This window comes from Pseudomonas kribbensis, assembly GCF_003352185.1.
Lineage (GTDB): Bacteria > Pseudomonadota > Gammaproteobacteria > Pseudomonadales > Pseudomonadaceae > Aquipseudomonas > Aquipseudomonas kribbensis.
This window is the reverse complement of the sequence record NZ_CP029608.1, coordinates 4,025,909-4,044,599: the sequence shown is the minus strand read 5'-3', so window position 1 is coordinate 4,044,599 and position 18,691 is coordinate 4,025,909. Positions and strand designations below refer to the sequence as shown.

At 62.9% G+C, this 18,691-nt stretch carries 17 protein-coding genes; 11 read left to right on the top strand and 6 right to left on the bottom strand.

Translation table 11 applies throughout. The annotated features are described in order from the left end of the window. Nucleotides 1-40 precede the first annotated feature (40 nt). Together phnX and DLD99_RS18430 are read right to left on the bottom strand one after the other, a co-directional pair. Entirely contained in the window at nucleotides 41-868 is an 828-nt protein-coding gene (gene phnX / locus DLD99_RS18435) for a phosphonoacetaldehyde hydrolase (RefSeq protein WP_114884124.1), read from the bottom strand. A gap of 57 nt (nucleotides 869-925) precedes the next feature. Further along, a complete protein-coding gene (locus tag DLD99_RS18430) occupies nucleotides 926-2,035 on the bottom strand; it encodes a 2-aminoethylphosphonate--pyruvate transaminase (protein WP_114884122.1) in 1,110 nt (369 codons plus the stop codon). A gap of 113 nt (nucleotides 2,036-2,148) precedes the next feature. On the opposite strand from DLD99_RS18430, the gene DLD99_RS18425 reads away from it, so the two are divergent. Continuing rightward, nucleotides 2,149-3,009 carry a LysR substrate-binding domain-containing protein gene (locus tag DLD99_RS18425; RefSeq protein ID WP_114884120.1) on the top strand — a complete coding sequence of 287 codons (861 nt, stop codon included), beginning with the start codon at nucleotides 2,149-2,151 and terminating at the stop codon, nucleotides 3,007-3,009. A gap of 106 nt (nucleotides 3,010-3,115) precedes the next feature. Here DLD99_RS18425 and DLD99_RS18420 read toward each other — a convergent pair whose 3' ends face one another. Beyond that, complete coding sequence (locus tag DLD99_RS18420; protein WP_114884118.1) at nucleotides 3,116-3,988, bottom strand: LysR family transcriptional regulator; 873 nt, start codon at nucleotides 3,986-3,988, stop codon at nucleotides 3,116-3,118. A 289-nt stretch (nucleotides 3,989-4,277) separates the two neighbouring features. Between DLD99_RS18420 and DLD99_RS18415 the strand changes: the two genes are divergently transcribed. Together DLD99_RS18415 and DLD99_RS18410 are read left to right on the top strand one after the other, a co-directional pair. Next, nucleotides 4,278-5,603: an MFS transporter gene (locus DLD99_RS18415; protein ID WP_114884116.1), complete on the top strand. Its 1,326-nt coding sequence runs from the start codon at nucleotides 4,278-4,280 to the stop codon at nucleotides 5,601-5,603. Between the two features lie 65 nt (nucleotides 5,604-5,668). After that, the gene (locus DLD99_RS18410; protein WP_114884114.1) at nucleotides 5,669-7,066 is read left to right on the top strand and encodes an FAD-dependent oxidoreductase; all 1,398 of its coding nucleotides are present in this window, start codon (nucleotides 5,669-5,671) and stop codon (nucleotides 7,064-7,066) included. Nucleotides 7,067-7,069: 3 nt separating this feature from the next. Here DLD99_RS18410 and DLD99_RS18405 read toward each other — a convergent pair whose 3' ends face one another. Then, nucleotides 7,070-8,476 (bottom strand): type VI secretion system Vgr family protein, encoded by a 1,407-nt coding sequence (locus DLD99_RS18405; protein WP_114884112.1) that lies wholly within the window; start codon nucleotides 8,474-8,476, stop codon nucleotides 7,070-7,072. 219 nt (nucleotides 8,477-8,695) lie between these two features. On the opposite strand from DLD99_RS18405, the gene DLD99_RS18400 reads away from it, so the two are divergent. After that, a complete protein-coding gene (locus DLD99_RS18400; protein WP_085712455.1) occupies nucleotides 8,696-9,400 on the top strand; it encodes a YebC/PmpR family DNA-binding transcriptional regulator in 705 nt (234 codons plus the stop codon). Between the two features lie 59 nt (nucleotides 9,401-9,459). Here the strand turns inward: DLD99_RS18400 and DLD99_RS18395 are convergent, their stop codons facing one another. Together DLD99_RS18395 and zapE are read right to left on the bottom strand one after the other, a co-directional pair. Then, on the bottom strand, nucleotides 9,460-10,773 hold the full coding sequence (locus DLD99_RS18395; protein WP_114884110.1) for a leucine-rich repeat-containing protein kinase family protein: 1,314 nt from the start codon (nucleotides 10,771-10,773) through the stop codon (nucleotides 9,460-9,462). A 64-nt stretch (nucleotides 10,774-10,837) separates the two neighbouring features. Continuing rightward, the gene (zapE, locus tag DLD99_RS18390; RefSeq protein ID WP_114884108.1) at nucleotides 10,838-11,968 is read right to left on the bottom strand and encodes a cell division protein ZapE; all 1,131 of its coding nucleotides are present in this window, start codon (nucleotides 11,966-11,968) and stop codon (nucleotides 10,838-10,840) included. A gap of 285 nt (nucleotides 11,969-12,253) precedes the next feature. On the opposite strand from zapE, the gene DLD99_RS18385 reads away from it, so the two are divergent. From DLD99_RS18385 to DLD99_RS18355, 7 genes are all read left to right on the top strand, one after another. Next, nucleotides 12,254-12,775, top strand: a complete 522-nt coding sequence (locus DLD99_RS18385) for a Csu type fimbrial protein (RefSeq protein ID WP_114884106.1) — start codon at nucleotides 12,254-12,256, stop codon at nucleotides 12,773-12,775. A gap of 72 nt (nucleotides 12,776-12,847) precedes the next feature. Next, nucleotides 12,848-13,381 carry a Csu type fimbrial protein gene (locus DLD99_RS18380; RefSeq protein ID WP_085712451.1) on the top strand — a complete coding sequence of 178 codons (534 nt, stop codon included), beginning with the start codon at nucleotides 12,848-12,850 and terminating at the stop codon, nucleotides 13,379-13,381. 19 nt (nucleotides 13,382-13,400) lie between these two features. Next, nucleotides 13,401-13,937, top strand: a complete 537-nt coding sequence (locus DLD99_RS18375; protein ID WP_114884104.1) for a Csu type fimbrial protein — start codon at nucleotides 13,401-13,403, stop codon at nucleotides 13,935-13,937. Between the two features lie 4 nt (nucleotides 13,938-13,941). Continuing rightward, on the top strand, nucleotides 13,942-14,442 hold the full coding sequence (locus tag DLD99_RS18370) for a Csu type fimbrial protein (protein WP_114884102.1): 501 nt from the start codon (nucleotides 13,942-13,944) through the stop codon (nucleotides 14,440-14,442). A 23-nt stretch (nucleotides 14,443-14,465) separates the two neighbouring features. Next, complete coding sequence (locus tag DLD99_RS18365) at nucleotides 14,466-15,248, top strand: fimbrial biogenesis chaperone (RefSeq protein ID WP_114884100.1); 783 nt, start codon at nucleotides 14,466-14,468, stop codon at nucleotides 15,246-15,248. Nucleotides 15,249-15,356: 108 nt separating this feature from the next. After that, a complete protein-coding gene (locus tag DLD99_RS18360; protein WP_114884098.1) occupies nucleotides 15,357-17,723 on the top strand; it encodes a fimbria/pilus outer membrane usher protein in 2,367 nt (788 codons plus the stop codon). Then, nucleotides 17,720-18,691 (top strand): Csu type fimbrial protein, encoded by a 972-nt coding sequence (locus DLD99_RS18355; protein WP_114884096.1) that lies wholly within the window; start codon nucleotides 17,720-17,722, stop codon nucleotides 18,689-18,691. Before DLD99_RS18360 ends, DLD99_RS18355 begins: the two co-directional genes overlap by 4 nt.

The window sequence follows — 18,691 nt, the reverse complement described above, 5'->3', positions numbered from 1 at the left end:
GGGCAGACACTGGCGTTTTTATTTGCTGCAGGCCGCGTTATCAGCTGCTTTGCGGCATCTCACCCTTGGCCAGGCGCTTGTTGATGTCGGCGATCACTTCCGGCAGGTCGGTGATGGTGTCGATCATGTAGTGCGGACGCGAGCCTTCGAACAGGGCGTGGATACGCTTGCGTTCGCTGGCCAGGGCGTCGCTGCCCAGGGCGCGGTAGCCTTCGTAATCCAGGCCCAGCGCGTTGCCGGAGCAGATCAGCGCCACGGTCCACATCCCGGCGCGACGACCTTCGAGAATCCCCGGCACGGTGTCGTCGATCTTCACGCAAGCGGCGACATCGTCGATGCCCAGCGCAATCACGTTGGCCAGGGCCTGGGCCGGCCATGGGCGGCCGTTCGGCACTTCGTCGGTGGCTACCACGTGGTCGGCGATGTAGCCGTTGGTGGCGGCCAGTGCCACGACCTTGTCCATCACCTGCTTCGGATAACCGGAGCAGGAACCGATCTTGATCCCTTGCTGGCGCAGGTTGGCGATGGTCTCCAGTGCGCCGGGAATCAGCGCCGAGTGCTCGGCGATTTTTTCGATTTGCAGCGGCATGAAGCGGTTGTAGATCGCGGTCACGTCATCGTCGGTCGGGGTGCGGCCGAACGCCTTGCGATAACGCTCGGCAACTTGCGGCTGATCGCACAGGGTGCGGATGTGATCCCACTTGCCCATGCCCATCGGGCCCCGGGCTTCTTCGATGGAAACCTGGACATCGAATTCGGCGAAGGCTTCGACGAAGATCTGGGTCGGGGCGAAGGAGCCGAAATCGACCACGGTGCCGGCCCAGTCGAGGATGGCGGCTTGCAGCTGGGTTGGGTTGTTGTAGTTCATGCTGGTCAGAATCCTGTGTTGGCAATGCAATTCAAATGAGGGAGCGGGCCGGGTGAATCAGATGTCGAGCACTTCCATCTCGCGCAGCACTTCGCCCACGGCCGCGACGGCTTCGCGCATCTGCGCAGGGGTAACGTGGCCGATGCAGCCGACGCGGAAGGTTTCGACCTGAGTCAGCTTGCCGGGGTAGAGGATGTAACCCTTGGCCTTGACCCGTTCGTAGAAGTCCTTGAACTGGTAGCGCGGATCTTTCGGTGCGTGAAAGGTGGCGATGATCGGCGCCTGAATCGCGGCGGGCAGGAAGCTGCGCAGGCCGAGTTTGCCCATCTCTTCCATCAGTGCCTGGCAGTTGGCGGCGTAGCGCGCATGCCGCGCCGGCAGGCCGCCTTCTTCGTTGTATTGTAGGAGAGCTTCGTGCAGCGCCGCGACCACGTGGGTCGGCGGGGTGAAGCGCCACTGGCCGGTCTTCTTCATGTAGCTGTGCTGGTCGAACAGGTCCATCGCCAGCGAATGGGAGTTGCCGGCGGCTGCGGCCAGGGATTCCTTGCGGGCAAACACGAAGCCCATGCCCGGTACGCCTTCGAGGCATTTGCCGGAGGCGGCGATCAGGGCATCGAACGGGACTTTCTGCGCATCCACCGGCAGTGCGCCGAAGGAGCTCATGGCGTCGATGATCAGGCGTTTGCCGTGCTGTTCGACGACCTGGGCGATTTCCGGCAGAGGATTGAGGATGCCGGTGCTGGTTTCGCAGTGGATCAGCGCGACGTGGGTGATGTCGTTGTCGGCGCGCAGCAGGCGGTCGACGTCGGCGGCGGTGGTCGGTTCGTCTTCAGCGGTTTCAAAGGTGCTGAACGAGCGGCCGAGGACTTCGCAAATCTTCGCCAGACGCTTGCCGTAGGCGCCGTTGATCAGCACCAGCACCTTGCCATCGCGAGGGACGAGGGTGCCGATGGCAGCTTCGACGGCGAAGGTGCCGCTGCCCTGCAAAGGTACGCAGTGGTGAGTGGCGGCGCCGTTGATGATGGCCAGCAGTTGCTCGCAGAGGCTGGCGGTCAGTTGATTGAAGCGGTCATCCCATGAACCCCAGTCGACCATCATCGCCTGACGGGTGCGGGCCGAGGTAGTCAACGGGCCGGGAGTGAGCAGGATGGGTGCGGCAGTACTCATTCGTGTGTCCTCGCGATAGCGCTGTGGGATGAAGCTACGGGGCATACGTTGCAATTCGGCGGATCATCAATCAAATTGTTTGTTGTTATGCCAGCCATCAGTGAGGGTTATTCATGAACCTGTTCCAGCTCCGCGCCTTCGACGCCGTGGCCCGGGAAGGCAGCTTCACCCGTGCCGCCGCGCGGTTGTTCATCAGCCAGCCGGCGGTCACAGGGCACATCAAGGCGCTGGAGGAGCACTACCAGATCACCCTGTTGCGACGGACGGCGCGCCGGGTCGAGCTGACCGAGGAGGGCACCAAACTGGCGGCGATCACCCGGGCGATGTTCGGCATGGCCGAAGAGGCCCAGGCGCTGTTGGAAGCCAATCGGCAGTTGCTCACGGGGCGTCTGGAGGTCGCGGCGGATGGTCCGCACATGGTCATGCCGATGCTTGCCAGCCTGCGAGCGCGGTATCCGGGGATCACGGTGAATTTGCGCTTGGGTAACGCTCAGGAAACCCTGGCGGCGTTGTTGTCCGAGCACGCGGACGTGGCGGTGCTGACCGAAGTCGAGCCGCGCAAGGGCCTGCACTTGCAAGCCCTGAGCGAATCGCGGATCTGCGCACTGGTGCCGGCCGGGCATCCCTGGGCGACTCGCAGTGGCGAGGTCAGGCTCAAGGAGCTGGATCAGGTGATCATGGTGTTGCGCGAGCCGAGTTCGATTACCCGGCGCACCTTCGATCAGGCCTGTGCGCAGGCATCGGTCAATCCACGGGTGTTGCTGGAGCTGGACAGCCGAGAGGCGGTGACGGAGGCGGTGGCGGCTGAGTTGGGGGTTGGCGTGGTGTCATCGGTGGAGGTCAGCCACGACCCCCGTGTCGTCGCGATTCCCATCGCGGGAGAAGGGTTGGTGAACCGGCACATGATCGGTTGCGTGGAGCGGCGGCGGGAGTTGCGGTTGATTCAGGCGTTTTTTGGATTGGCCCCCACTTGATATCCGTGTGGACTCCAATCGCCAGCAGGCTGGCTCCCACACTGAATCTGTGGCGATTACACCTCCCCTGTGGGAGCCAGCCTGCTGGCGATGAGGCCGGAACTGACTACACCAGGCTTTCGCGCACCATCTCGAGAAACGTTGCCACCACCCGCCGTGAACTCTGCTCACGCAGGCACACCAGTGTCTCGGTCAACCGCCGGGTGCAATCGGTGATCGGCAGCGCGCAGACCCGTGAGTCCGCGCCAAACTCCGCCGCCGACACCACGCCCACGCCAATCCCCACCACCACCGCTTCCCGCGCCGCTTCCCGGCCTTCGACCTGGATCGCCGGGCGGATGCGGAAACCGGCGCGGGCCATTTCCTCTTCCAGGGTCTGGCGGGTCACCGATCCGTGTTCGCGCAGCACCAGTGGCGTGTCATCCAGGTCTGCCAGGCAGATCGATTCGCGCTCGGCCCACGGATGATGACGCGATACGAACGCCACCATCGGATCATTGCGCAACGGCACGCACAGCAAGCGTTCATCACTGACATCGCGCCCGAGCAGAGCCAGATCGGCCTGATAGTTGAACAGACGGAACAATGATTCATCGGTGTTGCCGGTCTCGATCTTCACGCTGATCCCCGGATAGCGTTCGCAGAACCGGGCGATCTGCGGCAGCACATGCACCGGCGCGTCCACCGCCAGAATCAGGCTGCCGGTCTGCAGGGCCTGGGATTCCTGCAACAACTCCTGGGCTTCGGCCTCGACCACGAACAGGCGCTGGGTGATTGCCAGGAGGCGCTCGCCCAGATCCGTCAGGCGCACCGAGCGTTTGTTGCGATGGAACAGGAGCACACCGAAGCGTTCTTCGAGCTTTCGCACCTGGTCGGAAATCGCCGGTTGCGTCAGATAAAGCCGCTCGGCGGCCCTGGTGAAGCTTCCGTGCACGGCCACGGCGTGAAAGGCTTTGAGCTGGGCGTGGGAAACCGACATCGCTGATTCCTCATTGACAGATGGCGTTCAGTAACAAGCTGAGCTTATGTGTGAAATACGATAAATCGATTTTATTTATTAAACAGTAATTGCTTTGATCCGCTCACGCCAACGCTGACTGCCCGGTCGGGCAGCCACGCTGGCCATGAGCCTGTGCGTGCAACAGCAGGACTCATCTGACCGGTATCGCCGAAGGGACGGGGTGATATCGCAGTGCTCAACAATAAAAAACACAGGCGTTTACTTAACGATTCTGCCGGCACACTCACACCCTGAGGTCAGAACCACAATGAACAAGCACATCGGCACCATTGCGCGTTGGCGCATGCAGATCTTCGCTGTCACCTGGCTCGCTTACGCCGCGTTCTATTTCACCCGCAAAGCCTTTTCGGTGGCCAAACTGGGCATCGCCGAAGACCCCACCTTCATGCTCGACAAAATGGCCATGGCCAACCTCGATGCGATTTATCTGGCGGCCTACGCCATCGGCCAGTTCACCTGGGGCATGCTCGCCGACCGCTTCGGCCCGCGGGTCGTGGTGCTCGGCGGGTTGCTGATTTCCGCCGCTGCCGCGCTGGTGATGGGCAGCTTCGCAACCCTGCCGATCTTCGCCACCTGCATGCTGATTCAGGGCCTGGCGCAGTCCACCGGCTGGTCGGGATTGTGCAAGAACCTCGGCAGTTTCTTCCCCGCCGAACAGCGCGGGCGAGTGCTCGGGTTGTGGAGTTCCTGCTACGCGTTTGGCGGCCTGGTGGCGTCGCCGTTTGCTGGTTGGTGGGCTTACACGCTGATCGGTTCGTGGCATGCGGCGTTCATTTCCAGTGCGGCGGTGGTGGCCGTGGTGGCGCTGTTGTTCTTCATCTTTCAGCGCAACAAACCGGAAGATGTCGGCCTGCCCGCCGTGGAGCCGGAACCGGTCATCAGTGCCGAAGAAGCCGAAGCCAACAGCAAACTCAGCGTATGGGAACCGCTAAAGGAAATTCTGCGTAACCGCACGGTGCTGGTGCTCGGGCTGGCGTATTTCCTGCTGAAACCGGCGCGTTACGCGATTCTGCTGTGGGGCCCGGTGATCGTCTTTGAACAGATGCCCACGGTCGGCAAGGTCGGGGCGGCGATCATTCCCACTGCGTTCGAACTGGCCGGGCTGCTTGGCCCGATCATGATCGGCATGGCCTCGGACAAGTTGTTCGGCGCCCGCCGTATGCCGGCCTGCGTCCTGAGCTTGCTGGCGCTGACCGTGACCCTCGCGCTGTTCATGGGCGCCTTGCACACCGGCAGCGTGATACTGGTGGTGGCGCTGCTGTTCGTGATGGGCCTGACCCTGTACGGCCCGGACTCAATGATCAGCGGTGCGGCCGCCATCGACTTCGGCAAGGCCAAGGCCGGCGCCACGGCGGCGGGATTCGTCAACGGTTGCGGCTCGGTCGGCGCGGTGCTCGGTGGTTTGCTACCCGGCTACTTCGATTCGGTGACGGTGTTTATCGTGTTCGCCGGTTGCGCGCTGTTCTCGGCGCTGGTGCTGATACCACACTGGAACAGCCGCCCGGTCGGCGTCATGGAACCCCGTGCCTCGGTGCCCAATCGGGCCCTGACCATCAAACCCCTGCGTAACTGAAAAACCTGCCTCGCGGCCTGCTGCGGCATTCGCGGCAGGCTGTGCCGTGGCCGATTGACTGGAGAATGTTCATGAGACCGTTTTGGCTGGAGCAGGCCTTGCAGCTCGATACGTCCGAACCGTGCCCGCCACTGCAGGGCGAAGTGCGCACCGACGTGTGCATCGTCGGTGGTGGTTACACCGGGTTGTGGACGGCGATCATGCTCAAGCAACAGAACCCCGAACTCGATGTGTTGCTGATCGAGGCCGACATCTGCGGCGCCGGCGCCAGTGGGCGCAACGGCGGTTGTGCGCTGTCGTGGTCGGCGAAGTATTTCACCCTCGAGCGGCTGTTCGGCGTCGAAGAAGCGGTGCGGCTGGTCAAGGAGTCCGAGCGCAGCATTCACGCCATCGGCGAGTTCTGCGAGCAGTACGGCGTCGATGCCGATTACCGCCTCGACGGCACGCTTTACACCGCCACCAACCGCGCGCAGTGCGGCTCGACCGATGCGGTGATTGCCGCGCTCGAGCGCAACGGCATCAACTCGTTCACCCAGCGTCCCGTTGCCGACGTGCAGCGAATGGCCGGTTCGGACAAGCATCTGGAAGGCTGGTTTTCGCCGGCCGCCGCCAGTGTCCAGCCGGGCAAACTGGTGCGTGGGCTGCGGCGAGTCGCATTGCAACTGGGCGTAAAAATTCACGAGAACACGGCGATGACCGGATTGGAGGAAGGGCGTCCGGCGCGCATTCAGACGGCTAGCGGCAGCGTAGTCGCCGACCGCGTGGTGCTGGCGATGAATGCCTGGATGGCCCGGGCTTTTCCACAGTTCGAGCGCAGCGTGGCGATCGTTTCCAGCGACATGCTGATCACCGAACCGCGCCCGGAGCTGTTGCAGGAAATCGGTTTGACCAGCGGCGTGACCGTGCTCGATTCGCGGATCTTCGTGCACTACTACCACAACACCCCGGACGGCCGGATCATGCTCGGCAAGGGTGGCAACACCTTCGCTTATGGCGGACGGATGTTGCCGGTGTTCGATCAGCCATCGCCTTACGCCGGGTTGCTCAAGCGCAGTCTCGACGATTTCTTCCCGGCCTTCGCCGATGTGAAAGTCGACGCAACGTGGAACGGCCCGTCGGATCGCTCGGTCACCGGCCTGCCGTTTTTCGGCCAGATGAGTGCCAGCGGCAATGTGTTCTACGGTTTCGGTTATTCCGGTAGCGGTGTCGGGCCGTGCCACATGGGCGGGCAGATTCTCGCTTCGCTGGTGCAAGGCCTCGACAACCCGTGGACGCGTTCGCCGCTGGTCAACGGACCACTGGGCTATTTTCCACCGGAGCCGATCCGTTATCTCGGCTCGCTGATGGTGCGCAACGCCATTCGCCGCAAGGAACGCGCCGAGGATCACGGGCGGCGACCTCGGCATCTCGATGTACGCCTGGCGAAATTCGCTGCCGCCGCCGGCAAGGCCGACAAGGGTTGAACGTCAGGACGAAGGCGGGGCGCGGTTGAGCAGCCAGTCGAGCAACAAACCGTCGTCGGACGGTTCCGGGCTTTTGCGTGCCGGGCGAGGCTGGCTGACGTCCAGGCACAGGATCGGTCGATCAGGGTCACTGTCGAGAAAACTCACCCACACTTCGTTGCCGGCGCGGGGCAGCGCTTCCCTGTTGATCCGGCTACCGGTGCCGACCACGGCAATCGTCAGCCACAAGCCGTCAGTGTCGGCATTGTGTGTCAGCGCGGGCCATAACCGCACGGCGAGTCGACCCAGATCATCCAACTGCGCAGGTTGCCCGGGCGAGCCCAGCACTTGCGCCGGGTGATAGCCCGGAATGCTCGGGCGCGGTTGCCGCAGCGGCGGGCGAAACTCGGTTGACCAGGGTTGTGCAGTGAGATCGTTGTGATAACGACGGGGCGTGGACATCGGATCGAGAATCGACGGTTGCTGACCCTGATGGCGCAGCTCGGTGATCAGCCACTGGTCGTTGAACGCCCCCACCGGATGATCCGTGACCTGCAACAAACGGCCGCTGAGCAGCTGCAGGCAATCGCTGCGCCCCTCGATGCAGCGGTAGTGGCAGCGCTGGCGTTCCAGCTGTCGGCGGCTGCGTTGATCGGCGTAGCGTTGACCGGTTGACGGAAGTCCTCGCAGGGGTATGACGCCTGTCACCGCATGATTGGCCGCTTCATCATCGTTGCCGGGCTGCCCGCGTTCGCGGACGGTGGGCGACACCTGCGCAGTGACGGGGTCGTGACGCAGGAACAGCGTACTGAGGGTGGGAGCATGCGCCTCGTTCTCCGGGCTGAAGGGCACGGGTATCGGGGGCTGCGGCAGGCTCAGGCTGTCATCGGCAAACACCACGACATGGCCATCCGGCCGGTGCTCGAAGTGATAGTGGATGCCTTCTTCTTCGCACAGTCGATGCAGCAGTGCCAGGTCCGACTCGTCGTATTGGATGCAGAACGGGCGCGGCGGGTAGTACCCCACCGTCAGATCGAAGCGGAAGCCGTTCGCGGGCAGGCGATGTTCTGTCAGCAAGCGTTCGAGAATGTCCGGCACGCTCAATCGGGTGAACACCCGGCGTCTGGGCTGTTGCTCCAGTTTCTGCAGGTCTGGCACCAGCACCAACTGGTAACCGATCCGGTGGGCGCCGCGGTGTTCGCACCCGGCGCTGTGAAGGGTGCCGTGGAGGCCATGATCTTCGCTCAACTGCAGAAACGCCGGGCGATGCAACAGACTGGCGGGGGGCAGGGCCGGCGCCAGGCCAATGACTTCAATCTCGAATCGGTAGGGTCGGTTCAACGCTTCGTGGCCGCTGAAGCGCAGTACCGGCAGGCACAGGCCACCGTCGGTGAGTGTCAGCGTGAAGGGACTTTCCTTGTCATTGAGCATTCGGACGGGCTCTGTCGGGTAATACGGGCCACAGAGGGTACGAAACCGCAGTGCGAAATGGTCATGACAAACCGGTTTTTCAGAATCGCCCTACAAGGTGTGTAGAAGATGTCGACGGGCAACGGAATTTTTGGTCGATTGCCGACTTTAGGCCGTATAAACTTGGCGCCACGCGTCGGCCAATAGATGTCTCGGCGCCACAGATCAAGAGAGTGAGTAATGGGCGCACAGTGGAAGGTTAAACACAAAGAAGCGGCAGCCAACGCCAAGGGCAAGATCTTCGGCAAACTGGTGAAAGAAATCACCATCGCTGCCCGCAACGGTGCCGATACCGCCACCAACGCACACCTGCGTCTGGTGGTCGAACAGGCCAAGAAAGCCTCGATGCCCAAGGAAACCCTGGATCGCGCGATCAAGAAAGGCGCGGGCCTGCTGGGTGAGACCGTTCAGTACCATCGCGTGACTTACGAAGGTTTCGCTCCGCACCAGGTTCCGTTGATCGTCGAGTGCGTCACCGACAACATCAACCGCACCGTGGCGGAAATCCGCGTGGCGTTCCGCAAGGGCCAGCTGGGCGCTTCCGGTTCTGTAGCGTGGGACTTCAACCACGTCGGCATGATCGAAGCCTCGCCGGACACCCCTGACGCCGATCCGGAAATGGCCGCGATCGAAGCCGGTGCCCAGGACTTCGAGCCGGGCGAAGAGGGCGCGACCCTGTTCCTGACCGATCCGACCGACCTTGATGCGGTGCAGAAAGCCCTGCCGGAGCAAGGTTTCACCGTGCTGTCGGCCAAGCTGGGCTATCAGCCGAAGAACCCGGTCAGCGGCCTGAGTGACGAGCAGATGGCAGAAGTTGAAGCGTTCCTTGAAGGCCTCGATAACCACGACGACGTGCAGGAAATGTTCGTCGGCCTGGCCGGCTGATCCGCGCTGCGTCATAAATGCTGCCATCGCGAGCCCGGCTCGCGATGGCGGTGTAGCGGTTACAACGCTTCCAGCTGCTGCACGACCTCGCTGAACCCCGGCCGCGCCAGCACATCCGGCTGACAGCAGCGCTGTTCAAGTGCCTCCAGCCGCACACGCCGATCCGCACTCAGCCCCGAGTCGATTCGCGCCAGCAATTCCCCCAGCAAAATCCCGAAGGCTCGCACTTCGATGCGTTGCAGCGCGCGGGTTTCCAGGTTGTCGGTGGTGGCATGGAACGACGCCGCGCCAAAATCCCCCAGCAGACAGTCGCCCTGATCGTTCAACAGGATGTTGTGCCCGTAGAGGTCGCCATGGGTGATGCCTTGTTCATGCAGATGTTCGGCGACCGACGCAATCCCTTTAGCGATGCGCAAGGCGACATCGGCACTGAACCGGCAGTCATCGGTGTAGATATCCCGCGAACAGGACGCAAGGCTCGGCAATGCGGCGAGGTTGCGATAGCTCGGATCGATCAGTTGCATCACCAGCCCTTGCTGGCCCTCGGGATGATTGCCGATGCGGCCCTCGACCCGGATCAGGTTCGGGTGCAGCCCGGCGGTGATGCAGGCATTCATCTCATGTAACGGCGAGCCGTCGCTGGTCATCTCGCCCTTGTAGAGCTTTACCGCCACCGAACGCTCAGGCTGGCCGACCGGCTGCCACGACGCACGGGAAATGACCCCGGACGCGCCTTCGCCCAGCCGCTGTTCGAGACGCAGGCTCGACCAGTCGATCAACGGCGTGGCTTCCAGCGCGGCGGCATCGGCCTCGGTTTCCAGCGGATTGCCGGCGTAGGCCAGCCAGGTCAGGCTCGGCAGGGTCAGCAGCCACTGCGGCAGTTCCGTCAACTGGTTGGCGGCGATGCGGATCAGCTCCAGGCGATGGCACTGGCTCAAGGATGGCGGCAACGCGCGCAGACGGTTACCGGCGAGCATGAGTTTTTGCAGGAGCGGGCGCTCGCCCAGTTCTGCTGGCAGGGTTTCGATGAGGTTGTCGGTCAGGATCAGCCAGCGCAACTGCGGTGGCAGGGCGGTGCCGGACACTCGGACGATCCCGTTGGCCTTGAAGCCGATCATGCTCAGGGCCTGACAATGGCCAAGGCATTCGGGCAATTCGGTGAACCGGTTGTCGGAACAGAACAGCACCCGCAGACGGGACAAACGATGCAAATCGTCCGGCAGGCTGCTCAGTTTGTTGCCGCTGAGGTTAAGTACCTCCAGCGTGTCGGCCAGGTCGAAGATTTCTTGTGGGAACTCGGTCAAGCCTTCGACCAGGTCCAGCCGGGTGATGCCCGACAGTTCGCCGGCGCGCAATTGAGCAAGGGTGTGCATGTAAATAAGGTCGCTATCGAGAGGGCGCCGTGACGCCGGGAATGGCCGGCATGATAACGGTAAATCAGGCCGGTTCGCGCACTTCCGCCAATTGCCCCAACCGGCTGCGGGTACGAGCCAGATCGATGGCGTTGCCGGCCAGGCTTTCATGCAGAGGCTGGCGCCCGAGCAGCGTCAGGTGTTTGTCCTGGTCGTAGAGCACGTCGATCAGGTTGATGAAGCGCTGCTGGATGGCGATCGAGCATTCGTCCAGCTCCGGCAGTTCATCGATGATCCAGTGGTCGAAGCGCCGGCACAGTTCCAGATAATCCATCACGGCCGTGGGCTGTTCGCACAGGTCATTGAAGGTAAAACCGACGCGGCGGCCTTCGCACAGACGCGCCTGCAAGACCCGGTTGCCAACCGTTATCGGTTGCGGCGCGGCATCCCGTGACGGCAAATCCAGCGCCAGCCGTTGTGCCGGTGTGGCCGGCCACACGTAATGGCCCTGAGTGAACAACTGATGCGCGTGAGTGCGCGCCTGGCTGCGGTAGTCGTGGGGGCCGCCGACTTCCATGACCTGCATGCGGGCATTGATCAGGTCGATCACCGGTTTGAACCGCGCGTGATACAGCGGGTTGGGCAACAGGCCTTCCGGTGGATAGTTGGAGGTCACCAATAGCAGGATTCCCCGCTGGAACAGGGCCTTGTACAACCGGGTAATGAGCATCGCGTCGCCGATGTCATGCACATGGAATTCGTCGAAGCACAGCACCCGGCAGTCCTGCAGCAGTTCGTCGAGCGTGGCAGCGAGGGCGTCTTCCTGCTCGCGATGCCGGAACATGCCCTGATGCAGGCGGGCGAAGAATTCATGAAAGTGCAGGCGTTGTTTCTGCTGGATCGGCAAGGCCTGAAAAAAACCGTCGAGCAACCAGCTCTTGCCGCGTCCGACGGCGCCGTGCAGGTACAGGCTGGGCGGGGTTTGCGCGGCAGGACCGAACAACATTCCGGCCTGTTGTGCCATGCAGTCGATCACCCGCTGCTGGCTGTGGCTGAGGGTATAACCCTGGCCATGGGCCTTGAGCCGGAAGTAATCGCGGATTGACTGGGCGCTGGCGCAATGGCCAGCACTGGCCAGATTTCGCTTGCCGAACAAACGGCGCAACCCTGAAAGGCGCTGGGACAGACGCGAACGTTCGGGCGGTCGGGCGGGCACGGTGAGGTCACTCCGTCATCGTCGGGCCGGCTCCCCCCGAGCGCGGCGGCGTAGTGTAACCAGATGGGTAGTTTGCCTTCCACTGCGCTTTATCGGCCAACGGTCTTTCTGGACAGTAATCTGCGGCACGTACAGGTTTTTTCAGGGCCATGGGGCAACGGATTGACAACTTTTCGAAACATATCCCGCACGTTCAGTGGATCCAATCGACTGGCGCAATCGGCGTCCGTTGCTAACCTGAAACACTGTAACGGCAGAGACGCTGTCGCCATCAAGGATCGGACGGTGAATGCAAGGGTGGTCTGGGCATTGCTGGGCGGGCTCGCAACACCGGTGCAGGCGACCGATCTGCAGGTCGAAGTGCGGGTCGATGTGCAGCGCGGTTGCCAGTTGATCGGTCAGCAGCGCGGAGCCGGTATCGAGCAACTGGGCGTGCTCGACTTCGGCAGCACTGCGCGCCTTGACGATCCGGCCGGGCCACTCGGGGCAGCACTGATGAGTTCTCGATTGCCGCGCCTGGAATGCAACCCCGACACGCCGTATCAACTGCGCGTCGATGGCGGACTGCATGGCGGGACCGGCGAAGTGCGCTACATGACGGGCGAGGCGGGTGGCAAAGCCATTCCTTACCGTTTGTACCAGGACGCCGCACGGCGGGTGCCGCTGGTGGTGGACGTGCCGGTCAGCGGGCGGGTGCCCGACAGCGGTTCGGTGGACCTGCCGCTGTACGGCCGGATCGAACGGATGGCCGAGGTGCCGAGAGCCGGTCGGTATTCGGATCTGGTCAAGGTGACGGTGACCTGGTGATCGGCCGGGAGCGTGTGCGGAAGGAGCGTTCAATGACGAACGCGGTCAGGGATCGGAAGGAGTAGGGATGCAATGACAGGCAAGCACTGGCTGGTCATCACCGCAGGCGCATTGCTGTTGCTCACCGAAGATGCTCAGGCGGCCATCAACGGGCAGATTCACGCCCGCCTGACCCTGATCGCCGGCTGCGAAGTGACCAATACATCCAGCCCCGCCAGCCCGGTAGGCGATTTCGGCAAACTCGATTTCGGCCAGCAGGGCCCGACCTGGAACGCCCCCATCAAGGCCAGCCTGGCCAACGACAGCAGCGGCAGGCTCAACGTGGCCTGCAACCCTTCGGTGACCGGTTTCACCGTGAGCATCGACGGCGGCACTCACGGCGACGGCAATACCCGTCGCCTGAGCAACGGTCGCCAGACCATCCCCTATCAACTGTTTCTCGATGCCTCGGGCAGTCAGAGCTACAGCATCGGTCAACAACACAATTTCGCTGTCACCAGCGGCGCGCAGATACCCATCCCGGTATTTGGCTCGGTGGTGGCGAACACCCGTGCGGTACCGGCCGGTGTCTATACCGACACCCTGACGGTGACGCTCGATTGGTAAACCGTAGAGGAAGGACACCATGGGTACGATTGCATCAAGGATAGGTTTGTCGTTGCTCGGCCTGACACTGGCCACCAGCGTCAATGCCGCTACCACGGTCACCGGTCAGATCACTTCCAGCCTGATCCTGATCAGCAGTTGCCAGGTCAACGGTTCCGGCGGTTCCACAGGCCTGAACTTCGGTGCCTTGAACTTCGGCACCGCCAACAGCCTGTTCACCACCGCGACCGGGCAGGTGCTGGGCGGCGGTGGCGGGGCGTTGTCGATTCTCTGCTCGGCCGGTACCACGCCGTCGGTCAAGGTGCGGGCCGGTGCTCATGACGGGTTGTCGCCCGGTGGAACCCGTGCGCTTTACGACGGTGTTGCCAACTACGTGCCCTACGACTTGTACACCGATGCCGGGCACTCGCAATTGCTGGCTATCGACGGCGTGATCAACCTCGCCGCCAGCACCGGTGTGGCGCAAACGGTGAACATCTACGGTCAGGCGGTGGGCAAGGCCGGGCTGCCGGCTGGCACTTACACCGACACCATTTCCGTTGAACTGACGTTCTAGTGCCATGGGCCGGCATGGTTGTGCGGCGCTGCTTCTGTTGTGCGCGGGGGCTGTGCCGTTGCCGCTGGCGGCGGTGACCAGCCAGAGCTTTCAGGTCAGCGCGACGATCACACCGGGCTGCCTGGTGGTGGGGGGCGTGTCGAACTATGGCGGACTGAATTTCGGTTCGAGTTCGGCCCTGGCCACCGGCACGGTGCAAGTGGCATTGACCGGCGGCGTGCAGTTGCAATGCACGCCGGGGGTGACGCTGAACATGACGGTCGACGGCGGCCAGTACAACAGTGGCGGGCGCCGCATGCAGATCAGTGGCGGCAGCGCGAAGGTGGCGTATGCGCTGTTTCGCGATGCGGCTTACAGCCAGAGTCTGGGCATCGGTCAGACCGTGGCAGTGGCTTATAGCGACGCCAATAACATCAGCCTGCCGATCTACGGTCAGGTGCAGTTGCCGGGCAATCAGCCTGGGGGGACGTACAGCGACGTGTTGCAGGTGCAACTGTCGTGGTGATGAATGGCACAAGGAGCGGGTTTATGGGGGTTGTCTCGTCACGGCTGTTACGGGCGGGTTGCGCAATGCTGGTGGTGGCTTCATTCGGCGCGATCAAGGCGCAGGCGGCCAGTTCGGTGCTGATCTGGCCCATCGATCCGGTGCTCGAAGCCGATCAGCAGGCCAGCGCGTTATGGCTGGAAAATCGTGGCAGTGAAACTGCGAATCTGCAGATCCGCGTGTTTGGCTGGAGCCAGAACGGCTTCCAGGAGCAATACCAGAACCAGCGTGACGTGATCGGCAGTCCGCCTGTGGCGAAGATCGAGCCTGGGCAGAAACAACTGGTGCGCCTGACCCGGACCAAAGAGGTGCCGCCCGGCCAGGAACTGGCCTACCGGATCATCATCGACGAAATTCCTTCGGCGCAGCCACCTGTCGCCGATGCAGGAAAGACGGCTGCGGCCATTCGCTTCCAGATGCGCTATTCGGTGCCCCTGTTTGCTTACGGTGCCGGCTTGTGGAGCAAGGAAGACACGACCCGACAGCGTGATCCCAAAGGCATCGGCCTGCCGCAATTGAGCTGGCGCACGGTTTCGGTCGACGGCAAGCCCTATGTGGAAGTGCGTAACCAGGGCGCTGTGCATGCGCGGTTGACCGATGTCGCGCTCAAGCAGGGCGGGCAGAGCAAGCCGTTGGCGGAGGGGCTGTTGGGTTATGTGCTGCCCGGCGCGGTCATGCGTTGGCCGGCGCCGGGGTCAACCACGGGAGAACTGGCCGGTCGAATCAATGGCGCGGCACAGGTACAGAGCATCGCTCCGGCGAAGTAAGGATTTCGGCCTGCGGGCCGGGTAGTGCGGGGCCGCCGGGCAAGCGACAGGTCGGCGGGCAGCAGCGGTTTCAGGAGGAACCAGTCCATTGACGGACGAAGCACGCTAATGGGTCCGGGATGGGCTCGCCGTATTCAGCGTCCGTTGTGGCTTGTCACCGGCGCGTGTTGCCTGATGTTCATTCATCCATCCGGGGCCGGCGAACTGCCGCCGCCTCCCAGCGGCATGGAGGCCGTCAGCGATGCACAGTTGTTTCTGGAACTGGTGGTCAACCAGATGAATACCGGACGCGTAGTGGCGGTGGAGCAGCGCGGCGGGCGGTTGTTCCTGCCGGCCAGTGTGTTGCGCGACACCGGCATGACACTGCCCGAGAGTGCCGGTGCCGAAGTCGATCTCGACGGTCTGCCGGGGCTGCACAGCGACTACGACAGTGTCGGCCAGCGATTGCTGCTCGATGTGCCACCAGACTGGCTGCCGGAGCAGTTCATCGGCAATCGTCAGGTCTATCCACGTACCCCGGCGCTGAGCAGTTTCGGCGCTTTGTTCAACTATGACCTGTACCTCAACGACACCGATGATGCCGGTACTTATCTGGCGGCATGGAATGAAATCCGGGTGTTCGACAGTTGGGGCACGCTCTCCAACACCGGGCAGTACCGGCGCACCTTGTCGGGTGATTCGGTGAGCACGCTGAGCAACGGTTATCTGCGCTACGACACTACGTGGCGCTACTCCGATGACGAGCGGATGCTGACCTACGAGGCGGGGGACGTGGTCAGCGGCGCCTTGCCCTGGAGCAGCTCGGTGCGTCTGGGGGGCGTGCAGTTCTCCCGGGATTTTGCGGTGCGCCCGGATCTGGTGACCTATCCGCTGCCGCAGTTCGCCGGTGAAGCGGCGGTGCCGTCCTCGGTGGATCTGTTCATCAACGGCTACAAGTCCAGCAGCACCGATTTGCAACCGGGTCCTTACACGCTGACCAACATTCCCTTCATCAACGGCGCGGGCGAAGCCGTGGTGGTGACCACCGATGCGCTGGGTCGGCAGGTATCGACCACCGTGCCGTTCTATGTCACCAGCAGCCTGTTGCAGAAGGGCTTGAGCGATTTCTCGATCAGCGCCGGTACGCTGCGCCGGGATTACGGGCTGAAGGATTTCAGCTACGGACCGGGTGTAACGTCCGGCAGCCTGCGTTATGGCATCAGCGACAGCTTTACGCTGGAAAGCCACGCCGAAGCGGCCGATTCACTGACCCTCGGCGGGCTCGGCGGGCTCGGCGGCAATCTGCGGCTGGGCAATTTCGGGGTGCTCAACAGCGCGATCAGCCAGAGTCGTTTCGACGGTGAGGGCGGTCAGCAATACAGCCTCGGTTATCAGTACAGCGCCCAGCGTTTCAGCTTCTCCTGGCAACGGTTGCAACGGCGTGACCAGTACGCCGACCTCACGGTAGTCGACAGTCCTTACACCAGCCTCAGCAAGCGCAGCGAGCAGGCGACGCTGAGCCTCAACCTTGAGCGCTGGGGCAGTCTGGGTGTGGGCTATTTCGATATCCGGGCGGCGGACGATTCCCGCACGCGGTTGCTCAACCTGAGCTGGAGCAAACCCTTGTGGCGCAACAGCAGTTTCTACTTGTCGGCCAACCGCGAAATCGGCGATGCCAACTGGGCGGTGCAGGCGCAACTGGTGATCCCCTTCGACCTGCGCGGCAGCCTCGCCATCAGCAGCGAACGCAGCAAGACCGGGCAGACTCAACAACGCGTCAACTACAGCCGTGCCGTACCGTCCGAGGGTGGGGTGGGCTTCAACCTCGGTTATGCCAACGGCGACGGTCCTGATTACCGGCAGGCTGACGTGACGTGGCGACTGCAATCGGTGCAATTGCAGGCGGGTATCTACGGCACCTCGGACGCTGAAACCCGCTGGGCCGATGCCAGCGGTTCGCTGGTGTGGATGGATCACCAAGTGTTCGCGGCCAATCGCATCGATGATGCCTTCGTCGTGGTCAGCACCGACGGTTATGCCGATGTTCCGGTGCGTTACGAGAACCAGCAGGTCGGCCAGACCGACCGCAACGGCCATTTGCTGGTGCCGTGGAGCAGCGCCTACTACCGCGGCAAATACGAAATCGATCCGTTGAACCTGCCGGCCAACGTGCGCAGTCCGAATGTCGAACAGCGCATTGCCGTGCGCCGCGGCAGTGGCTATCTGCTGGAGTTTCCGCTGAGCCGGGTAATTGCCGCGAGCGTCGTGCTGGTGGATGCGCAGCAGCAGGAATTGCCGCTGGGCAGCGGCGTGCTGCATGAGGAGAGTGGCACGCGCACGGTGGTGGGCTGGGACGGGCTGGTCTATCTGGAAAACCTGCAGGCGCAGAACTCGCTAAGGGTGACGCTGGCCGATGGCAAGACCTGTCAGGCGCAGTTCAAAGTTGACCTGCAACAGGATCAGATCCCGCTGATCGGGCCGCTGGTGTGTCAATGACGTGGGTACGGCTCTGTCTGTGGCTGGCACTGACGTTGCCGGGGGCGGCGCAGGCGCTGTGTTCGGTGGTCACCACCACACCGGCCGGGTTCGGCACGATCAGTTCGATTGCGGTTCGCACCACGTCGCAACCCAGTTCCACACTCAACGGCGGGTTGAGCTGTACAGGTTCGCTGTTGTCGCTCTTGGCCAACAACGATCACTTCTGGGCCACGGTGACCTCCACCCAGAGCGGCTTGCTCGGGCCCACCGGAGACGTCATCGGCTACACGATCTATGCCAACAACAGCACCAGTTACCCGCTGACCCGGGGCACGGCTTATGACTTCGCCCGCAACGGCATCATCGATGCGCTGGGGTTGCTCAATGGCACGGTGCCGAAAACCGTGCCGCTGTACTTCGGCACCACGATTGGCAGCAATGTGGCAGCCGGGGTGTACACCGAAACCCTGAGTATCTTCTGGAACTGGAATTACTGTTCGGGCATCGGCGTCGGCGGACTCTGCCTGGGTCGCGACATCAACAGCGGCACCACGACCCTGACGGTCAACCTGACCGTGTCCAACGATTGCACCATCACCGCGCCCAACATCGCTTTCGGCAGCGCGCCGGTGATCAGCGCGTTTACCCCGGTGACCGGGCAGACCATCAATCTGGCCTGCACAAAGGGAAGCGCCTATACCGTGGGCTTGGGCGACGGGCAGAACGCGATCAGTGTCGGCGGCCGACGGCGAATGATTTCCGGCAGCAACTATCTGGCCTACGACATTTTCAAAAGCGCCGGCACCACCCGCTGGGGCAGTGTCGGCGCAGCACGTCGGGCCAGCACCGATGCCGAGGTCAATCCCGGCAATGGCCTGGGCACCGGCAGCCAGATCTTCAACTACAACGCGAAGATCTACACCGACCAGACCACGCCACCCGCCGGCACCTATCTGGACAACGTGGTGCTGGATGTCGGGTTCTGA